The sequence below is a fragment of the Chryseobacterium sp. DZ-32 genome (assembly GCF_059587025.1).
This window is the reverse complement of the sequence record NZ_JCAIOM010000009.1, coordinates 92,157-110,927: the sequence shown is the minus strand read 5'-3', so window position 1 is coordinate 110,927 and position 18,771 is coordinate 92,157. Positions and strand designations below refer to the sequence as shown.

At 37.8% G+C, this 18,771-nt stretch carries 12 protein-coding genes; 6 read left to right on the top strand and 6 right to left on the bottom strand.

Annotation, left to right across the window (positions count from 1 at the left end; all coding sequences use genetic code 11):
- Positions 1-11: 11 nt before the first annotated feature.
- The gene (locus tag AC59HC_RS11930) at positions 12-4,520 is read right to left on the bottom strand and encodes a GEVED domain-containing protein (protein WP_496558657.1); all 4,509 of its coding nucleotides are present in this window, start codon (positions 4,518-4,520) and stop codon (positions 12-14) included.
- A 748-nt stretch (positions 4,521-5,268) separates the two neighbouring features.
- On the opposite strand from AC59HC_RS11930, the gene AC59HC_RS11925 reads away from it, so the two are divergent.
- On the top strand, positions 5,269-5,994 hold the full coding sequence (locus AC59HC_RS11925) for a response regulator transcription factor (RefSeq protein ID WP_062675197.1): 726 nt from the start codon (positions 5,269-5,271) through the stop codon (positions 5,992-5,994).
- A gap of 161 nt (positions 5,995-6,155) precedes the next feature.
- Here the strand turns inward: AC59HC_RS11925 and AC59HC_RS11920 are convergent, their stop codons facing one another.
- A complete protein-coding gene (locus AC59HC_RS11920) occupies positions 6,156-6,515 on the bottom strand; it encodes a prevent-host-death protein (protein WP_137906036.1) in 360 nt (119 codons plus the stop codon).
- A 253-nt stretch (positions 6,516-6,768) separates the two neighbouring features.
- On the opposite strand from AC59HC_RS11920, the gene gnd reads away from it, so the two are divergent.
- The 5 genes from gnd (at position 6,769) to AC59HC_RS11895 (ending at position 13,045) form a co-directional block, all read left to right on the top strand.
- Positions 6,769-8,187: an NADP-dependent phosphogluconate dehydrogenase gene (gene gnd / locus AC59HC_RS11915; protein ID WP_496558656.1), complete on the top strand. Its 1,419-nt coding sequence runs from the start codon at positions 6,769-6,771 to the stop codon at positions 8,185-8,187.
- A gap of 11 nt (positions 8,188-8,198) precedes the next feature.
- Positions 8,199-9,680, top strand: a complete 1,482-nt coding sequence (gene zwf / locus AC59HC_RS11910; protein ID WP_429814182.1) for a glucose-6-phosphate dehydrogenase — start codon at positions 8,199-8,201, stop codon at positions 9,678-9,680.
- 26 nt (positions 9,681-9,706) lie between these two features.
- On the top strand, positions 9,707-10,417 hold the full coding sequence (pgl, locus tag AC59HC_RS11905; RefSeq protein WP_429814185.1) for a 6-phosphogluconolactonase: 711 nt from the start codon (positions 9,707-9,709) through the stop codon (positions 10,415-10,417).
- A 665-nt stretch (positions 10,418-11,082) separates the two neighbouring features.
- Positions 11,083-11,712: a TetR/AcrR family transcriptional regulator gene (locus AC59HC_RS11900; protein ID WP_496558655.1), complete on the top strand. Its 630-nt coding sequence runs from the start codon at positions 11,083-11,085 to the stop codon at positions 11,710-11,712.
- A gap of 694 nt (positions 11,713-12,406) precedes the next feature.
- Complete coding sequence (locus AC59HC_RS11895) at positions 12,407-13,045, top strand: TetR/AcrR family transcriptional regulator (protein ID WP_110011162.1); 639 nt, start codon at positions 12,407-12,409, stop codon at positions 13,043-13,045.
- 70 nt (positions 13,046-13,115) lie between these two features.
- Here AC59HC_RS11895 and AC59HC_RS11890 read toward each other — a convergent pair whose 3' ends face one another.
- From AC59HC_RS11890 to AC59HC_RS11875, 4 genes are read right to left on the bottom strand one after another with little or no spacing between them, the layout of a single operon-like run.
- A complete protein-coding gene (locus tag AC59HC_RS11890) occupies positions 13,116-14,642 on the bottom strand; it encodes a peroxidase, FMP-type (protein ID WP_496558654.1) in 1,527 nt (508 codons plus the stop codon).
- A gap of 18 nt (positions 14,643-14,660) precedes the next feature.
- The gene (locus tag AC59HC_RS11885) at positions 14,661-16,115 is read right to left on the bottom strand and encodes a ferritin-like domain-containing protein (RefSeq protein ID WP_496558653.1); all 1,455 of its coding nucleotides are present in this window, start codon (positions 16,113-16,115) and stop codon (positions 14,661-14,663) included.
- A 4-nt stretch (positions 16,116-16,119) separates the two neighbouring features.
- On the bottom strand, positions 16,120-18,195 hold the full coding sequence (locus AC59HC_RS11880; RefSeq protein ID WP_496558652.1) for a GMC oxidoreductase: 2,076 nt from the start codon (positions 18,193-18,195) through the stop codon (positions 16,120-16,122).
- Complete coding sequence (locus AC59HC_RS11875; RefSeq protein WP_496558651.1) at positions 18,192-18,638, bottom strand: hypothetical protein; 447 nt, start codon at positions 18,636-18,638, stop codon at positions 18,192-18,194. Before AC59HC_RS11875 ends, AC59HC_RS11880 begins: the two co-directional genes overlap by 4 nt.
- Positions 18,639-18,771 lie beyond the last annotated feature (133 nt).

Genomic DNA, 18,771 nt, shown 5'->3' with positions numbered 1-18,771 from the left:
GACAAAAGAGATTAGGATTCTTTAATAAACTTCTTCTGAACGGTTATTCCTCCATCTTCTATCTCGATCATATACATCCCGTGGATAAGATTGCTCACATCAATAGCATTGTTCAGAATGATTCCACTTGATATCAATCTTCCGGCAGCACTGTAAATTTTATATTGAGCTTTGAAGCTTATGTTTTTTACATACAATACTGAACTTACCGGGTTGGGATAAATGTGGATGTCTGCCTGATTTAGAGAGTTTGGTACAGGTTGTTTAGATATTCTGACCGTATAATCTTCCACCTCACCTTCTTTGAAATTCGTACAGTTCACAGGAATACCATCCTTCTGTAAAGCGACTCTCATAACAACATATTTATAATCTGTCATACTTATGAAGGCATTGTCAGGAACAGAGAAAGTTGAACTTGCTGTTGGGGTTCCATTAGGTCCGTCTGCCAGAATTCTTTCATTGATGTCAAATTCTCCGTTTCTGTTGAAATCGATCCAGACTGCAACACCAGCGTTAGTTCCTGAACTTAAAGTTTTATCAATGGTAATCTGATTACCTTTTGATCCTTGAATTAAATCAATAAACTTTAAAGGATTTCCTGTGAAATTTGAATACGTAGAGGCAAGAGATTCATTAATCATTTCCTTATTGCCATTAGGTTTTACAGTAACCTTTGAAATAAATTCTGTTGTAGAATTGGCTGCTGACATCGGGCAGTAGATGACGGTTGGAGTTGTAAAATAATACAGTTTTGTAAAATTTCCCGGTACTCCGTTACAGATATTGGCTACCTGCATTTCGTATTTAGTGAGCTCCAGCAAGCCAGTAATGGTGTAAGTATTTGTAGGAACTACAACCTCTGTCCAGCTCGGAATACTTACTTTTCTGTACTTCAGTATATAAGTGGCTCCCGGAAAAGGATCCCATACAACCTCTGCCGTTGTTGGCATAATCTGAGTGATCATAAGCCCCGGAGGGGGAATTTCACATATTCTTTCTGTGGTAAATACTTTTGGATTAGACCACGGATTGGCTGTTGTTTCTCCATTACAGATATTGGCAACCTGTACTTCATACGTTTTAAATGAATCAAGATTTTGAATCGTGTATGAATTTGCAGGTGGTTGAGGGATCGTTGGTGTATTCCATGGGCCGGTACCTACTTCACGCCATCTTAAAATATAAGAGGCACTTGGAACAACCGGATTCCAGGTGATCAAAGCTGAGTTTGACGTTACATTACTTATCGTTACAAATGGTGGAGTAGGATCACATCTCGTTGTAAATGTTTTAATAGGCGTGTAAACTCCGATTCCTGTACCACCACAAACCGCTGCAATTCTTACCTCATAAGTCGTAGCAGGAGTTAAAGCGTTGATTGTTACAGGTGGATTCCCTCCTAAAACAGAAAGGTTTAAAGGAACCCATGCAGAAACAGGGTTTGTAACAGGTCTGTATTCTAAAATAAAAGCATTATTATTAGCAGCAGTTGTCCAGTTGATATTTACAGAGTTATGGGTAATATTGGTGAATACTGGATTTCCGGGTGTTGCATTACTGCATGGTCTTAATCTTACCGCATAATCTTCTACTTCACCATTGGCTGCATCTGCACACATTACAGGAGCACTGGTTCGTTTCATTACCACTCTCATCGTTGTTGTTAAAGATCCTGTATAAACTCCTGTTGAAGGAACATCAAAAGTTGCTGTTATTGGAGTGGTGGTGCTGGCAGCGGACGTCATTATTTTTTCAGCATCTGTGAAAACTCCATCTCTGTTCCAATCGATCCATGCATTGACAGCATCGGCATATTGAGTTCCTGCCCATTCTTTAGAAACTGACAGTTGATTTCCCTGAGAACCGATTTCAAGATTAATAAGGGTAGCAGCAGATGTGTAACTGATATAATTCGTTTGAACTGATGGGTTATCCATTACCGGGAAGTTGACAGAGGTAACTTTCACATTTGAAATGTAATCGTTAATTCCTGTTCCGGTCATACTACAATACGTTAACGGTGGAGTTGTAAAACTTACGCTTGGAGAAAAAACTCCCTGGTTTCCATTACAGATGGTTGCAATTTGCACCTGGTATCCGGTTTGCTCGGTGAGTCCTGTTATGGTATAAAAGCTTTGTCCTGCCGGAAGTGTCTGTCCTGTTGCAGATGGAAGCCATGCTCCTGTATTTCCTTGTCTCCATCTGATAATATAAGTAGCATTAGCAGTAGGAATCCATGATACATAGGCAGAATTATGAGTAAGGTTATTCACCGCAATAGTAGTAGGAGCAGCTGTAGTACAAGGCTGTAAATCTATAAATTTTACATAATAATCTTCCACTTCTCCATTGCTGGTGAAAGGTCCGCAGGCATTGGCTGGAGTGAGAGAATATACAATAACACGCATTTTTACTTTACTTGTTCCCAGATAGGCATTGGCAGGAACATCAAATGTAGCAGTAACGGGAGTGGTGCTTGAATAGCCAAGATTCATGATTCTTTCTCCTCCGGGACTCGTTGCCGGATTATTATCAAAAATACCATCCCCGTTAAAATCTATCCATGCATTGGTAGAATAAGTTCCTGATATAATTGACCTTCCTACAGACAGAGTATTGTTAACTGAATTTCTCAGGAGTGTAATGGTCTTTGTAGGATCTGTAGAATAATCCGTATACGTTGTCGGCCCTGAGTTATTACTGGTTAAAGGTACATTCGTACCAATCATGGTGATATTGTTGATATAACCGTTCGTAACTGTTGCCGTTGCTCCATTACAGTAAGTGAGTGCAGGTGTTGTAAAACCTACGGGAGCAGAAAATGTCTCTTGCGTTCCACAAATGGTTGCAATCTCTACCTCGTATTGGGTCTGTTCAGTTAAAGAGGTAAGCGTTACACTATTAGTAAAAGGAGTTGTTACATTGATTGTTTGCCACGTAAGGGAAGGAGGTATTCTGTATCTTACAACATATGTGGCATTGGCTGTGGCAGTCCAGGTAATATTGGCTGAAGTTGCTGTAATATTATTTACTGCAATATTGGCTGGAGGAGTGTTGGTACAACTTGGTAACGTTGTTCCTGTCAATTGTAACCTCGGTAATACAGCATATCTGCTTGTTGCAGTTGGAAGATTTGCCGGATCCGGATTGGTCGTTGAATTGTAATAAATCATTCCACGGTTATTTCCTGCAGAATAACTTCCCCAGTTGGCGGTACATGATGTTCCTGTTGAATTTTCATCAACACCTATCACTACATTGCTTACACCATCCCATAAGAATGGTGTGCTTAGAGGAATTTCAACCCATGTCCCAGCTACCATTGCCGGTAAAGTGCCAGAATATACCTGTGTTAAAGATGGGGTAGAGATCCAGCTTGAAGTGGTTGCAAAATCTGTTTGTGAAGTATTCCCCATATACACTACCCATTGATTGTAATTAGCCTGGGTTGCTGCAGTTGTGGATGCAAAAAACCTGATGGCTGTTATATAATTATTGGTTCCTACTGCGGCTCCAATCTCTGAAGCCAAATAAATCTGTTGGGAATAATTAAATCCTGAACAGGAATATACAGGTAAAAAAGCATGAGTAGCCGTACCTCCTCCAATCTGCCCTGGAGTAAAAGGAGCGCCTGCAACCCATGGTGATTTATCCGTTGCAGAACAGACAGATCTTATCCACCAGTAATAGGTAGCACCCGAAGTCAGAGAGCTGATGTTAGCACTTGTTCCGGGATTGGGTGTGCCTGGTGTTGCAGCTGCAGGAGGAGTACTGTTTGTACTGTAATAATATTCATAGCCATTGGCCGGAGCTGGTGCCGGAGCAAGGGGAGCAGTCCAGTTCAGTGTTGCAGAATTAGGTGCAATATTAGATACAGGCAGAGTAACAGGTTCAAAACATGTAGGAGCTTGTATTATCTGAACTTCATCTAATAATACATCATCATAAAAATCACCATTTCCTGCTACATCCTTATCAACGGTAAATTTTAATTGAATGGTTGCACCCACATAGCTTGCTGCCAGAGGAACACCAACTGTTCTCCATTCAGGAGAATTGGTATCACCAGACCAGACCTGTATCCATCCGGAGCCGTTATTTACAGCAAGTTTTAGCTGATTGTTGTCGGCAGCAGGTACTGTACCGTTGAGTCCGGTTAAATGATCTTTAAACCATTCAAATTTGATATAAGGATTGGTTAACCCCACTAAGTTGATCTGAGGGCTTATCAGTTCAACTGTGTGTTCACCTGCATAAGGTGAAGATGCATCAACCCATGCAAAAGTTCCGGCAGGTTTCCCTCCGTTTCCGGTGGCTCCATATCCGGCTGATCCGGAAAATTTCCACTTAACATTAGCGTTTGTAGAAGTGGAAGAAGGGTTTTGGCTGATCCAGCATGTGGGAAGTGCTCCACTACTGAATGACTGTAAGAACGGCACTGGAACTGGTGCACAGGTTTGCCCCCGGGCATGTGCAAAAGTCATTAAAAATAAGATAATGGATAGAATTTTTCTCATATAGTTTCATTTTAAGTTAGAGTCTGTTATTCAATTTACTTAAGTTCTTCTTCGAAAGAAATAGGAATCCTTCTATAGATTTGGTTCAGAAATCAATAGAAAAATCCTCTGTTTTTCAATCACAGAGACAATAATTGGTTTAAAGTGTATTATCATGTTTCCTTATCACCTCTTTTTATAAAAAGTGATCAACGGATAAACAGAAAAGTAGTAGGGTCTAAGTAGGTGGGAATAATGGCAGCTGCAGAGTTGGTGGCCTTTTTATATTTTTTTATAAAAATCACTCACTTTACTGCACGGGTTGTTGTATTTTTTAATGTGTTTTGATTTCTTTCATTTTTATATAGTTTTCTTAGTTTAGTTTTTATGATTGTGACTTGGGTAAAAATAATTTAATAAAAACTTAATATGACTATACTTTTGTATAGTTTTAAATCAAAGATTGATGAATTAATAAGAAACTGATCTTCCCAAAATGCTTTCAACACAGAAAAATACAAGTTTCATTTAAAAACAATGATTTATATAAATATCTTTCTTTCATTCTTTCTCTTTTTTATCTCCATACATGTGCGAAAATGTAATAAAATGAAGTTGTATAGATTTTTTTATTATCAAAATAAATAATTTATAGTTTTTAGTTTAATTATAATTAAGTTTTGATAGATTTTTTATTTAGCTTAATTATGAATATGTTTGCAAAAGTCGCCTAATAAAAAGTTTTATATCTTATTATCATGTCAAAAATATGAGTGATAAAAATAATTCATTATATGCCGGAAAGGCATCAGAGAAGTATCTTAATGTACTAAAAGCGGTATCGGAAACCAGTCTGGGCTGTGTTTATATTGCAGATCTTAAAACAAGAAAATTAGAGTTCATTTCTGAGAATCCTCTTCTTTTTTCTGGTTTAAGTGCTGCTGAAGTTGAAAAAATGGGTTATAATTTTTTTCGTAAATACACCAAGAAGGCAGATCTTGACATATTAAAGAAAGTAAGTACCAACGGATTAAAGTTTTTTGAATGCCTTTCACCTGAAGAAAAAAAAGTACATACCATTACCTATGATTTTCATCTTAAATATGCCAACAGTGTAGATGTGCTTGTCAATCATAAGATTACACCTATAGAACTCTTTGATGATGGAGAAATCTCCAAAATAGTCTGTGTAGTGTCCTATTCTCTTAACCGGTCTGCGGGAAATATCAGGATCGTTTCTAATACCTCAGAAACCTATTGGAAGTATAATCTCTTCACTGGAAAATGGACAGAAGAATCTAAAGTTGCCCTAAAATTAAGGGAAATAGAAATAATACGGCTTTATCTTCAGGGATTAAAAATAGAAGAAATTGCAGAACAATTGTTTGTGTCACCAAGTACCATAAAGTTTCACAGAAGCAAATTGTTTGAGAGAATTGGAGTGAAGAATATCATCGAAGCAATATCCTACGTAATAACGAATAATTTGATTTAAACTATACTTTTTTAAATATTTCCAGCTCGAAATGGCTGAGAATCAAAATAGAACGCTCAGTATAACTTACCGTTTTTAATTAAAAACCGGTTGCTTTCTGTGTATTGTTTTCTGAACATTCTCCCTCTGCAAAATGATAGAAGGAGAATGCCCGGAACAGCTTAATTAAGCTGATAATTTGTAATTACTAAACTCAGGATGAAATGAACATAATTCTGTTCTACCTCTTTTCTGTTAATCAGTTTGTTTTTGTATTCATAAGAATTCAGATCGCGGGATAATTTCTGATACGTTTCAAAATCATCACCCTTTATCTTTACTCTTATATTACCATCTTTTCTGTTAATAAGTACATCATCCAGAGTTCTTACTTTAAATAAAACTTCGCATAACGTAGGGCGAGCCTTCATGGAACCGATATATCTTTCAACTATATTAATCTTGAACGAATCAAATATGATGTTATTAAAAACGATTTTAGAATTAGGCTCCTGAGTGTTGAGTTCAAGTTTATAGTTCATTACTTTATAAATTTTGGCAAATATAAGTTTAATTATGCCAAAAAACCGACTGTTTTAATAGATCATTCCCATATTAATGATTGAATTTTATTCTATAAACACAAAATCATATGAAAATGTGAATATTAGAGGCTTATAAATGAGGACGTAACAAAAGTGTAACAAACATTTTCTTTCCTTTTATTTTTTTCATTATAGGCATTTCCGTAATTTTATTCTCTGTATAACAAAAATTCATATTAATACCAATATAATGGAAAGATATAGTTATGGGATGGTTGGCCTTGGAGTAATGGGGCGGAATCTGCTTTATAATATCGCTGACAACGGGTTTTCAATCGCAGGATTCGACCTTGATCAGGAGAAAGTTAAAGAATTAGAAGGCGGAGCTGCTTCAGAAATGAAGGTGAAGGGTACAGGATCTTTAGAAGACTTTGTATCCGCATTGGAAGTTCCAAGAAAAATTATTCTTATGGTTCCTGCAGGAAAACCTGTAGATGCTGTGCTGGAAAATATCACCCCGCTTTTAAGCGAAGGCGATATCGTGATTGATGCAGGAAATTCTTATTTCGAAGATACCAACAGGCGTGTTGCTGACCTGGCATCTAAGAAACTGCATTTTATGGGAATGGGAGTGTCAGGAGGTGAAAAAGGAGCCAGAACAGGTCCAAGTATAATGCCTGGAGGGGATCTGGAAGCATTCAGACTTCTAAAACCGATGCTGGAAGCCATTGCAGCCAAAGTAGACAACGAAGCGTGTACAGCATATATGGGAAAAGGATCTGCCGGAAACTATGTGAAAATGGTACACAACGGTATTGAATATGCCATAATGCAGCTGATCAGTGAAGCTTATGATCTCCTTAAAAGAGGAGCAGGTTTAAATAATGAACAGCTTTATCAGGTTTTCAAAGAATGGAATAACGGCGAAATGAACTCGTTCCTTATTGAAATTACCAGAGATATTTTCACACAAAAAGATTCATTAACAGATGGCTATCTTGTAGATCAGATTTTAGATAAAGCAGGAGCAAAAGGAACCGGAAAATGGACTTCAGAACAGGCCATGGAAATCGGAGTTTCTATTCCTACCATTGATATTGCGGTAACTTCAAGAATTTTATCTGCTTATAAAAACGAGAGAGTTCAGGCTTCAAAAATATATGCCGATAACGAAATTGTAAAACCTGAAAATACAGAATTATTCATTCAGGAGGTTGGCGATGCTCTTTTCCTTTCTACTTTAATCAGCTATGCACAAGGTTTATCTTTACTGGTAAAAGCATCTGAAGAATACGGCTTTGAAATTCCATTGAAAGATGTTGTGAAAATCTGGAGAGGAGGATGTATTATCCGTTCAGTTTTGCTGGAAAAATTCTATTCCGCTTATACCCAAAACCCTAACCTTTCTAATATTCTTCTTGATAAAGAAATTTCAGAACTGGTAAAATCAAAAATCAGAGGTTTAAGAAAAACAGCTGGATATGCTGCTACCAACGGAATTTCAAGCCTGGGAATTCAGACAGCTTTAGGATATTTTGATGCATATACTACAGAATCTCTTCCCGTGAATCTTATCCAGGCTCAGCGTGATTATTTCGGAGCTCATACTTATCAGCGTATTGACAGAGAAGGTGTTTTTCATACTTCCTGGCAGAGTGCAAACAACTAAAATTCGGAAAAATGAATCAAAATAAAGTCTTGCAGCCAACAACTATTGTTATTTTTGGTGCTACAGGCGATCTGGCAAAAAGAAAACTTTTTCCGGCATTTTACAACTTATATATCGATGGCAGAATGCCCAAAGGCTTCAATATTGTAGCATTGGGAAGAGCTGAAAATACCAACGAAAATTTCAGAAATTATATCAAAGAAAACCTTGAAAGTTTCTCAAGAAAAAAAGTGACTTCCGAAGACTGGGCAGGTTTTCAGGCTCATATTACTTACTTTCAGCATCAGCTGGATGAAGAAAGTTCTTACGAAAATCTGCAGCAGAAACTGCAGGATTTCGATACCGTTTACGGAATGAGAGCAAACAGGCTGTTTTATTTATCCATCGGGCCTAGCTTTATTTCTACAATATCCAATCATATCAAAACGACTTTACTAGCTTCTGATCCGAAAAAAGACCGTATCATTATCGAGAAACCTTTTGGTCACAATAAACAATCTGCTGTTGAATTGAACAGCCTTTTGGCAAAAACATTTGAAGAAGAGCAGATTTACCGTATCGACCACTATCTGGGAAAAGAAACGGTGCAGAATATACTGGCTTTCAGATTTGGAAATTCTATTTTTGAGCCTTTATGGGATCATAAATATATAGAATCGGTACAGATTACGGTAGCGGAAGAAGTTGGAGTAGAGACAAGAGGAGCATTCTACGAACAGACAGGTGCGTTAAGAGATATGATTCAGAATCACCTGTTGCAGATTCTGTGTATGGTGGCTATGGAACCACCGGCTTCATTGCAGTCAGGTGAAATCAGAGACCGGAAAGTTGACGTTCTGAAATCAATTCGGAGAATATCTTCCGATCAGGTTGATCATTATGCGGTAAGAGGCCAGTATGGAAAAGGAACCATCAACGGTATTGAGGTGAAAGGCTACCGCCAGGAAGACGGAATTGCTCCTGATTCCAATACAGAGACTTTTGCAGCAATTAAATTTTATCTGGATAACGAAAGATGGCAGGATGTCCCTTTCTATGTCCGTACCGGAAAGAAAATGAAAGAAAAGCATTCTTACATTACCATTCAGTTTAAGCCGCTTCCTCACTCAACGTTCTCAGACAGCCCGCATCTTTTATCAGCCAACAGGTTGATCATTAATATTCAGCCCATGATGGATATCAGATTACAGTTCATGACCAAAAAGCCCGGGCTGACACTGGATCTGAAGCCTGCAGAAATGATTTTCGATAATTTTGCCTGTCAGGAAGATACTCCGGAAGCATATGAAACCTTATTACAGGATGCTCTTTTAGGAGATCTTACCTTATTTATGCGTTCCGATCAGGTGGAAGAGGCATGGGATGTAGTGACTACCATACAGGAAGCATGGGAAAATAACAAAGATTTATCTTTCCCGAATTATAAAGCAGGAAGCTGGGGACCGGAAGATGTTAATGCTTTGGTGGAAAGACAAGGGCACAGCTGGGTATAAATCAAAATAAAATTTAAACAGACAAAATGAATATCACAGTATTTGACGATCTGGAAAAACTGTACACAAAGGCAGCAGATGCATTTGTTGATCTTTCAAAAAAATCTATTCAGAAAAATGGCCATTTTGTGGTGGCGTTAAGTGGAGGCTCTTCCCCTAAAGCTATTTTCAAATTATTGGCAACACCGGAATATAAAGAAAAGATAGAATGGAATAAAGTCTACTTTTTTTGGGTAGATGAAAGATGGGTTCCTTTAAACGATGATAAGAGCAACTTCCGGATGACAGATGAGGCGCTTCTCAGTAAGGTTCCTGTTGACAAAAGCCATATCTTTCCTATGTATGCCGAAGGAATAACTCCTGAAGATTATGCAAAAGCTTATGAACAGCAGATAAGAACTGTTCTTGGTGATGAAGGTGTTTTTGATTTTATCCTGTTAGGAATGGGAGATGACGGCCATACAGCCTCATTATTTCCAGGCGAAGATGTTTTAAATGAAAAAGAAAAATGGGTATCTGCTTATTATCTTAAGCCTCAGGAAATGTTCAGAATTACATTGACTGCACCCATCATTAATCATGCTGAAAATATCCTGGTTATTGCATTCGGGGAATCTAAAAAGCATGCACTGAATGAAGTATTGAATGGTGAATATAATCCTTCGTTATATCCAATGCAGCTTATTGAGAAGAAGAATGGATTTCAGTTTTTTACAGATGAGAAAGCAAAAGGCTAATACAACTTCAATCTAAAAATAAGAGACTGTCCTTGGACAGTCTCTCTTCATATCAACTATTCTAATACCGGATTCCCGGTATATACAATTTTCTGTAGGTTAAACTAAAATAAGTTTTTAAATGAAAAACAGCACCATTAGAGAACTCATGATGCTGCTGCATTTAATGTTTTTACCTTAGTTGCTTTTTGTTCGAAACTTTTAATTTTTCAACTCAATTAGTGTTTCTATATAAAAATGGTTATTAGTTTGAAGCAAATATACAAAATAAGACACTTGTAAGTGTCTAACATGAAAAAAAAATATAAAAAAAAATTATCAACAGTCTGGTAACGTGAAAAAACCTTTATTAAAAGGACTTGTATGAGGTCATGAAATTTAAAAAAATCAAGCCTTAACTGATCAAAAACTAAAAAAATACCCTTATTAATCAAAAACAGCATCATTTATAATGATGCTGTCGTAATGTTTTACCCCAGTAATGGAATAGTAAAATATTTATACTGAGGTAACTAACGGTGCAATCTAATCACTCTCAATCTCACAACTCTGATTGTCTGTTTATATAAAATGGTTATTAGTTAATGCAAATATATATATTTAGACACTAAAAAGTGTCTAAAATGAAAAAAAATTCATAAACTTGTACGATTGAAAAGTGTACCATGGAAAGAAAGTCAGCAGCAGGAAATATCCGGAACAAGGAACGCAGTAAAAAAAAATTTTTGGATGCCGTTGGAAAAATACTGAGAACAAAAGGATATACTGCCTTGAAAGTGAATAGTATTGCTGCTACAGCCGGGGTTGATAAGAAAATGATCTATTCTTATTTTGGAGGAATAGATGGTCTGATAGATGAGTATATAGAGTCACAGGATTACTGGAGTAAAATAATGATTGAGGAAATAAAACCCCAGGTAAATGATAGAGGAAAATCCTTTATGGAAAACGCATTTTTCTCTCAATTTGATTATATTCACACCAACAAAGAGGCACAAAAACTATTGCTTTGGCGGTTATCAGAATCCCGTAAATCTTTAAAAAAGTTCACCGAAACTCAGGGAAAAAGCGGGGAATACATTTTTAAGCTTTTAATGGATTTCCACTTTAAAAATAATGCTGAAAATGCTCGTGCCATCATGGCGATTATGACTTCAGGATTATACTATCTGAATATGTATGCCGAAATCAATGGGAGTATTTTCTGCGGAATTGATATAAGTACAACCAAAGGACGGGATGAAATAAAAAAAGCTGTTTCTTTTCTGCTGCATCATACCTGCAAAAACCTGTAGAACTTTTTGGAATTTGAACTTATAAAAAAACAAACCATTAGAAATCTAATGGTCTGTATGTAAGTTGTGTTTCTACCTTAGTTGTTTCGTATCCGAAATTCTCATAAAGTGAGGGAACTAAAATAATACAATCTGAATTGTCTTATTTTTCAACCTAAAAAGTGTTTTAAAATATGTAGATGGTTTTAGTTTGTACAAATATATAAAATAAGACACTGCTAAGTGTGTAAAATCGTAATATTTTTCATTGTTTTATTTAATTTGTTGGAGATCAGTATGTTATTTTTTAGTATTGATGTGAAAATTTCTCTTTATCGATGCTTTTTGATTAAGCTAAGTCTATGAAATAGTTTAAAATAGCGTCTTTAATAACAAAGAAGGGTTGATCAGGGATATCTGTAGAAAATATTTATTTAATATCAAGCCATTATTTGCTATGTAAAAAGCAGCATCACTGTAAAAAATGATGCTGCTGTTGTTTGTACCTCAGTCATTTTTGTTCTAAATTTTTTAAACTGAGGGAACTAACGATACAATCTGAATAGTTTTTAATTCTCAATTTCAATAGTGTTTTGTATATTGAATGGTTATAGTTTATACAAATATATACAAATAAATTATTTTAGACACTAACTAGTGTCTAAAATAAAAAAAAATTTCTTAAACTTGTATCTTGTATATTGAATGTTTAGTCATGGAAAGAAAGTCAGCATCAGGTAGTATTAGGAATAAGGAACGCAGCAAAAAAAAGTTTCTGGACGCCGTTGGGAAAATACTGAAAACGAAGGGACATGCAGGATTGAAGATTAATGATATCGCTGCGACTGCCGGGGTAGATAAGAAAATGATCTATACCTATTTTGGCGGAATGGATGGCCTCATGGACGAATATGTTCGTACACAGGATTTCTGGGTAAAAGTAACCAGCGAGGAAGTGGAAAAGATGAAACCGAATCTTGAAGATGGAGGCAGAGAATTTATCGAGCATATGCTGCTTTCCCAGTTTGATTACGTATACGCCAATAAAGAAGCTCAAAAACTATTGTTGTGGACTATTTCTGAACCCCGGAAATCATTAAAAAAACTGATTGACACTCAGGAGGAAAACGGAGAATATATCTTCAAATTATTGATGGAATCACATTTTAAAGATAAAATGGATACCTACCGTTCTATTATGGCCATCATGGTGTCAGGATTGTATTATCTGAATATGTTTTCGTCTCTGAACGGAAGTATTTTCTGTGGTATAGATACCAATACGCCTGAAGGACGGGAAAAAATCAAAAAGGCGATATCTTTCATGGTACAACAAACCCACGATAATCTTTAATCTGTTATAAAGAACATAAAAAAGGGACAATAGTTTGCCCCTTTTTTATTGTTACTTATAGTATAGTAGTCTATCCTTTATGATAAGGACAGCCTGAAGCTGTACCGGTATTTACTCCGGTATTATAGAACTGCTCTTCAATTACCTTTCTCTGATCCTCAGGAATGTCCTGTATCTTTCTCAGGGTATTTACCTGGATATGAGGCCAGCTTGTGGTACCTCCGTCATTCCCGAAATCAAATTCAAAAAATACAATCTGCTCATACTGCAGCTGAAGAATCTCTTTTCCATCTTCAATCACCGTTTCGATCCACATATCCATATCTACCTCAACAGTCGGAACGAAACGATTGACAAACGGAACATTCAACACGCCTCCCTGTGCTCCTGTTTTCATTTTTGAAGACATTCTCACATGAACATGATTGCTGATTTTCTGGCCTCTTAACGTATCCCTGAGCCTCAGGTCAGGCCGTACAGAGTAAGGATATAAATTGTCTGCAAGAATTCTCTGGGTATAGATCTTATTGGAGCCGGGATCATTATCATCATTAAGTGTTTCATGAACCCAGGCCGGTGCCGGTTGGTCAAGATCAATGATTTCTTCCGGAGTTACTCCGGCATTTCCCATGGTCCGTGAAATGGAAAGATGATTGGTTTCCCAGGCCTCTTTACCGTAAGGGAACTGAGGTGAACCTTCAATTAAATAGTACGTTGTCTTATCTTTATTCTGAGGAATGATATCTCCAAGCAAAGTAATGGTGCTTCCATGTGGAATAACACCGCTTCGGGAGATAGAGTAGTCCGGGATAAAATAAGGACCATCAAGCCCTGCTCCCGGCTTTATTTCCTGTGCCGGAATGATTTCATAATAAGGCTGTCCCGGTTGCAGCTGACTTTGAAGAATGTATTGAGGATTGGGTTCTCCGTCCGGTGTTATCCTTAGCAGAGGCTCGTCTCTGTATTCTCCGGTATATCCGTACTTTGCATCTTCTGTTAAAATGGCATGAATACCGCGGTCTCTTTCAATAGATTCTTTTGTTGCTGCATGGTTATAGACATCACTCAGCCATAGGTACATTCCGTTTTCTTCGTGGATAGGGGTATATTTCAGCGCATCCTGTCCTGGTATTGTATTAACACTTTTAATGCTTTGCTCGTACTTAACTGCTCCGCAGAAAAGCTCACTCGCTCCGCCACGGTTACGTACTCCGCCGGGAACGATGGAAAATGTTAATTTCTCAATATATTCTTCACTGGTAAATGCGAACTTTCCGGGTATCGTCCCCGGATTGGTTCCGGGAGAAGGCATGATGGTAGTATGTACTCCGCTTGCTAACGAAGGGTTGGTAACATCTTTATTATAATTGACATTATAGCTTACCCATGTGCCATCCAGGGCAGCCAGAACTCCATAATCCACATTATTCTCAATAGCCTGCAGGTTATCTTCCCTGAATGGTCTTACCGGATCATCAATAAGAAGTTTAGAATATCCGTCCATTAATTCAGCCAGATTAACTTCACTTTGTCCCGGCATTCTGCGGAACAGCTGTTCTCCTCCTGCTTCCGGGCTCTCTTTTTTTCTTTTAAGCATGATATATCATTTTTATGGTTATAGGTCGATGTATTCGAATGTTGGCCCCGCATTGGTCTGAGCATCCAACGGTTGTTTCATCAGATTTACAGCCTGTTCTTTCAGAGCATACATATACATAATGGATTTTTCCAGTTCTCTCTGATTTCCTTCTACAGCGCTTTGTATAGCATCTAACAAACGTTTGTAGGTTTTATTAAACTCCACGCCCTGGGCATATAATTCTTTGTTTTTGACGTAATCTTCCAGCTTAGGGTTAGGTTTCATAGGATAGGCCTCGTTCCAGTCTACCGGAAGATCTTTTCCTGTAGGCGGTGTAGTTACAGGCATCATTCCATTTTCATCCATGAAAGGCTCATAGTTTCCTCCCAGATAGAAATGCTCATGGAAAACTTCTTTAAACCTGAAATAATGGGCCAGTTCAACCCCTTCTTCAAACTGGGACGGATCTACATCGAAAATAGAATCATCTGCACCTTCACCTTGCCCTTTGATTTCCTGGAAAACAGCAATTACTCCTGTCAAGGCTTCTACAGAATGAAGTTTCCCGCCGCTTCCGTAATATTGCTCAGGGCGGATCTGTTTTGCCGGATTTCCTGTGAAAATTCCTCCGGTATTTAATTCCTCAAAGTTTGTCGGAAGTGTCCCATGTGCTTTATAGTAAACAATGATTTGGAAAACAACGATATAAAAGAATAATACGTCATAATATTCACCAATGGTGTGTACATTTTCCATGATAAAACCTTTCATATTTTCAAGGGTCCAGAGGTGTTTTTCCTGTACGGCAGCTCTTTGAGAGTATAGTTCAGAAATCTCCGCTTCATCATCATATTTCGGAGCTTTTACCACAGATGCACTCGGACTTTCAATGGCAATAAACGTGGCAATACTGTTGCTTGAGAATGTTTCCAGACCTACATAGAAATCAACGTTCATCGGTAATTTCATGGGATAAACAGGGTAGTTCTCCTTTTTGTTGACAGAAGGCTGAATATCGATGGCATTCAATACATTACAAACCATAATCAGGTGAAGCATTTCCTCTACAGCAACACTTCTGATAATTTGTGAAGCCAGAGCATTGGTCCCGTCTTTGATCGAGTACAAAGCCGTAAGATAGGGTGGAATTGTAGAATGTTCAATAAGAATGGCAGTTTGCAGAAGGTCCTGCAAAACCGGTTTGTAATCAACTTCTGTTACCTCTTTTTTCATTTCTGAAACTCCTGAACCGAACTGAGATTCCAGATAGGTATTAAAGTCACTTATCTGATCATTCAGTAAAAGATTAGTAACTGTTTTGCTGTGATGCTTTAATCCCTCTATCCAGTCTTCTTTGCTTAATGTTGAATCAAATAATAAAGAAGGTAATGAAATAGCTTCTGTAACCGCGGCACTTCTGGAAGCCATTCTGCCTGCTGTTAAAAAAGTTTCCTGTGGTTGAACTGTTTTATTGATAAGTCTTTGTCTCATGTTGTTATTTTTTAAGTTGAATTTCAAGGTCAGCAAGGATGGATTCTACCGAACGGATTGTGAATGCTGATAATGTTAAAGTAGGATTTGATGTTCCCAGTGTGGTCATATTTCCCGCGCCTACGACGTATAAATTCGGATGATCCCAGGTTTTGCAGTAGCTGTCGGTTACGGATTCTTCAGCTTTAGAACCCATTCTGTGAGTTCCCACGATGTGCCCTGCACCATTGTAAGAATATCTTTTCTTATTGTATATCACAGAGTTTTTGTCTTTCTCAGTATATTTTGTGAAATCCGTGATGTTTAATCTTTTAAACATTTGATCCGAAGCATCTTTTGCCTGTTCCATAGCTTTCATTTCGTACTCTGTCAGTTCATAATGAATAACAGGGCGTGGAATTCCGAGAACATCCAGATACTCATCATTAATGGTTACTCTGTTATTGGGATTCGGGAGCTGTTCAATTTCAAAATGAAATAATACCTGCTTTGAAAGTCTGTCGGTGAGCTTTTCTCTTAATTCTGCCCCAAACTTTTTATCATTGATAAATTCTGCCACATCAGAACCCGGAGAAAATGCCGGCCAGCCCCATCCCCAATTGTCAAGCGGAGAAATCCATGCAGAAAAGTCCTTTCTGAACTCTCCGTCACGGAAAGACGAAATATTTGTAGTAGAACCCGGACCTCTGTACGGGTATACCGGTTCAGGGAAAAGTCCCCAGGTAAGCATTACCATATGATCCATCAGGTTTCTTCCCACCTGATCACTGCTGTTGGCTGCTGTTTTTACACCTTCCGGGGTTGTGTATTTGGAGTTTAATAAAATCTTTGGATTTTCAAAAGCATTGGCTGCAAGAATGACGATGGCATCAGACGTATCAATAGATTCTTCAACAAAATCGGTTTTTTCTTTTGAGATATATTTTCTCAGATGGACTTTTGAAATTTTATGACTATCATTTTGATCAATGCTTAGCTTGTAAACAACACTCTGCGCCTGAATCTGCATGAATAGATTACGGCTCAGGTTATCATTATCATTCATTTTATATAAAGCCTTTTTCAATGTTTTTAACGCATTGTATTTTGCCTGAACAGGACAGATCGGAACACACGAAGCATTCCCTTCACAGCGTTCTCCCATATAAGGATTCCAAACAGAACCAAGAGCTTTGTATTCTTCTTTTTCAGAACTGTCTAAAACCAGTTTATAGCCGGAATCCTTTGGTTCTGCTTTAATGATCTTCGTTTTTCCGTATTTTGGATTTGGAATGGAATTCCTTCCCTGTGGAGAAGGTACCATCATTAAAGGAATCTCTCCTGAACTCAGCTTTACACTTGTCCCTTTAAGTCCCTCAATAATCTTATGATCCATGTAACTCTGAGGAATTTCTTCCATCGGAAATACATAGTTTCCATAATATTCTTCCGTCTTCTCTGTAATTGGATATTCCTGTCTTGAAACATCCCCGGAAACCCCGATTTCAAACTCAGCCATCTCATAATAAGGCCTTAATTCTTCATAACTTATCGGCCAGTCGACAGCAGTTTTCTCATCAGAATCCGGCTTTGGAATCTTGATGCCGTATTTTTCGGTAAGTTTAAAATCGTTGGGAAGCATTCTTGGTGTAGTTCCCAGCCAGTGAAGGGTAGTTCCGCCGCCTACCCGTATCGCATCACTTGCGAATGGCATCGGCCCGAACTGAACGAGATACCCTTTTTTATCCGGATACGGCTGGACAATATGTTCCATATCCAGAACGTTGGGAGAAGGAGCCTGCTTTAAGTTCGGATAAGGAGAGTTGGGAACCTTGGCTTCTTCTCTGTAAAAAGTACGGATATATTCATTATAAGTGGTCATTGAGGATACGGAATCCAGCTCAATACCTGCTTCCAGACCTGCTTCATACATAAGGATTGATATTTCCCTGATGTTATCGGATTTTCCGGCATCTGCACGATGGACCATTTTTCCTTTGGTGGCGTCAAATACGTGGTCGGACAATAGCTTTGCGATTAATGACCCTGCGATCCCTGTTCCTACAATGATCACATCTTTTTTGTTATGGGTTGGATTCATGATTGGGTGTTTACAGGTTTAATATTCCAAGATTTGTAGCCCGGCTGTTTGGCTCCCGGCGGGTGTGAATGCATCAGATTCCAGACAAGGCCTTCCTTGTAAGACAAATCATTGATATACGCTCCTTCCCAGGTTCCCAGATACCACATGGTGATTACTTTTCCTGAAATGTCATTCATTCCCGGGTGGGCAATAATTTCGGATTGAATAGCCTTTTTTAATTCCTCTTCACCGGAAGAATTTTCAAGGATATTTTTAGAAACCGTAAGGAATTCTACGAAAGTGGCTGCTTCCAGGCTTTTTAAAACATAAGTGTAATAGGTTTCTGCAAGCCCTGTTGACTGCAGTTCGTTTACCGTAAACCCGGTAAGCGCTTCCGAGATAGACATGAACACGTCGAAATAATAATCGTCGACGTTGAGAATTTTGTTAATAATATTCATTTCGTAAAAAATTTGGATTCAATATCTTCAACTCCTTTTAGCAGGAGGCTATCAAGCTGATTGATCTACAGCTGCCGGATATTTCAGATAACACCTCTTTTTCAGAAATGATTGACTGTATTTCAAGCGATCC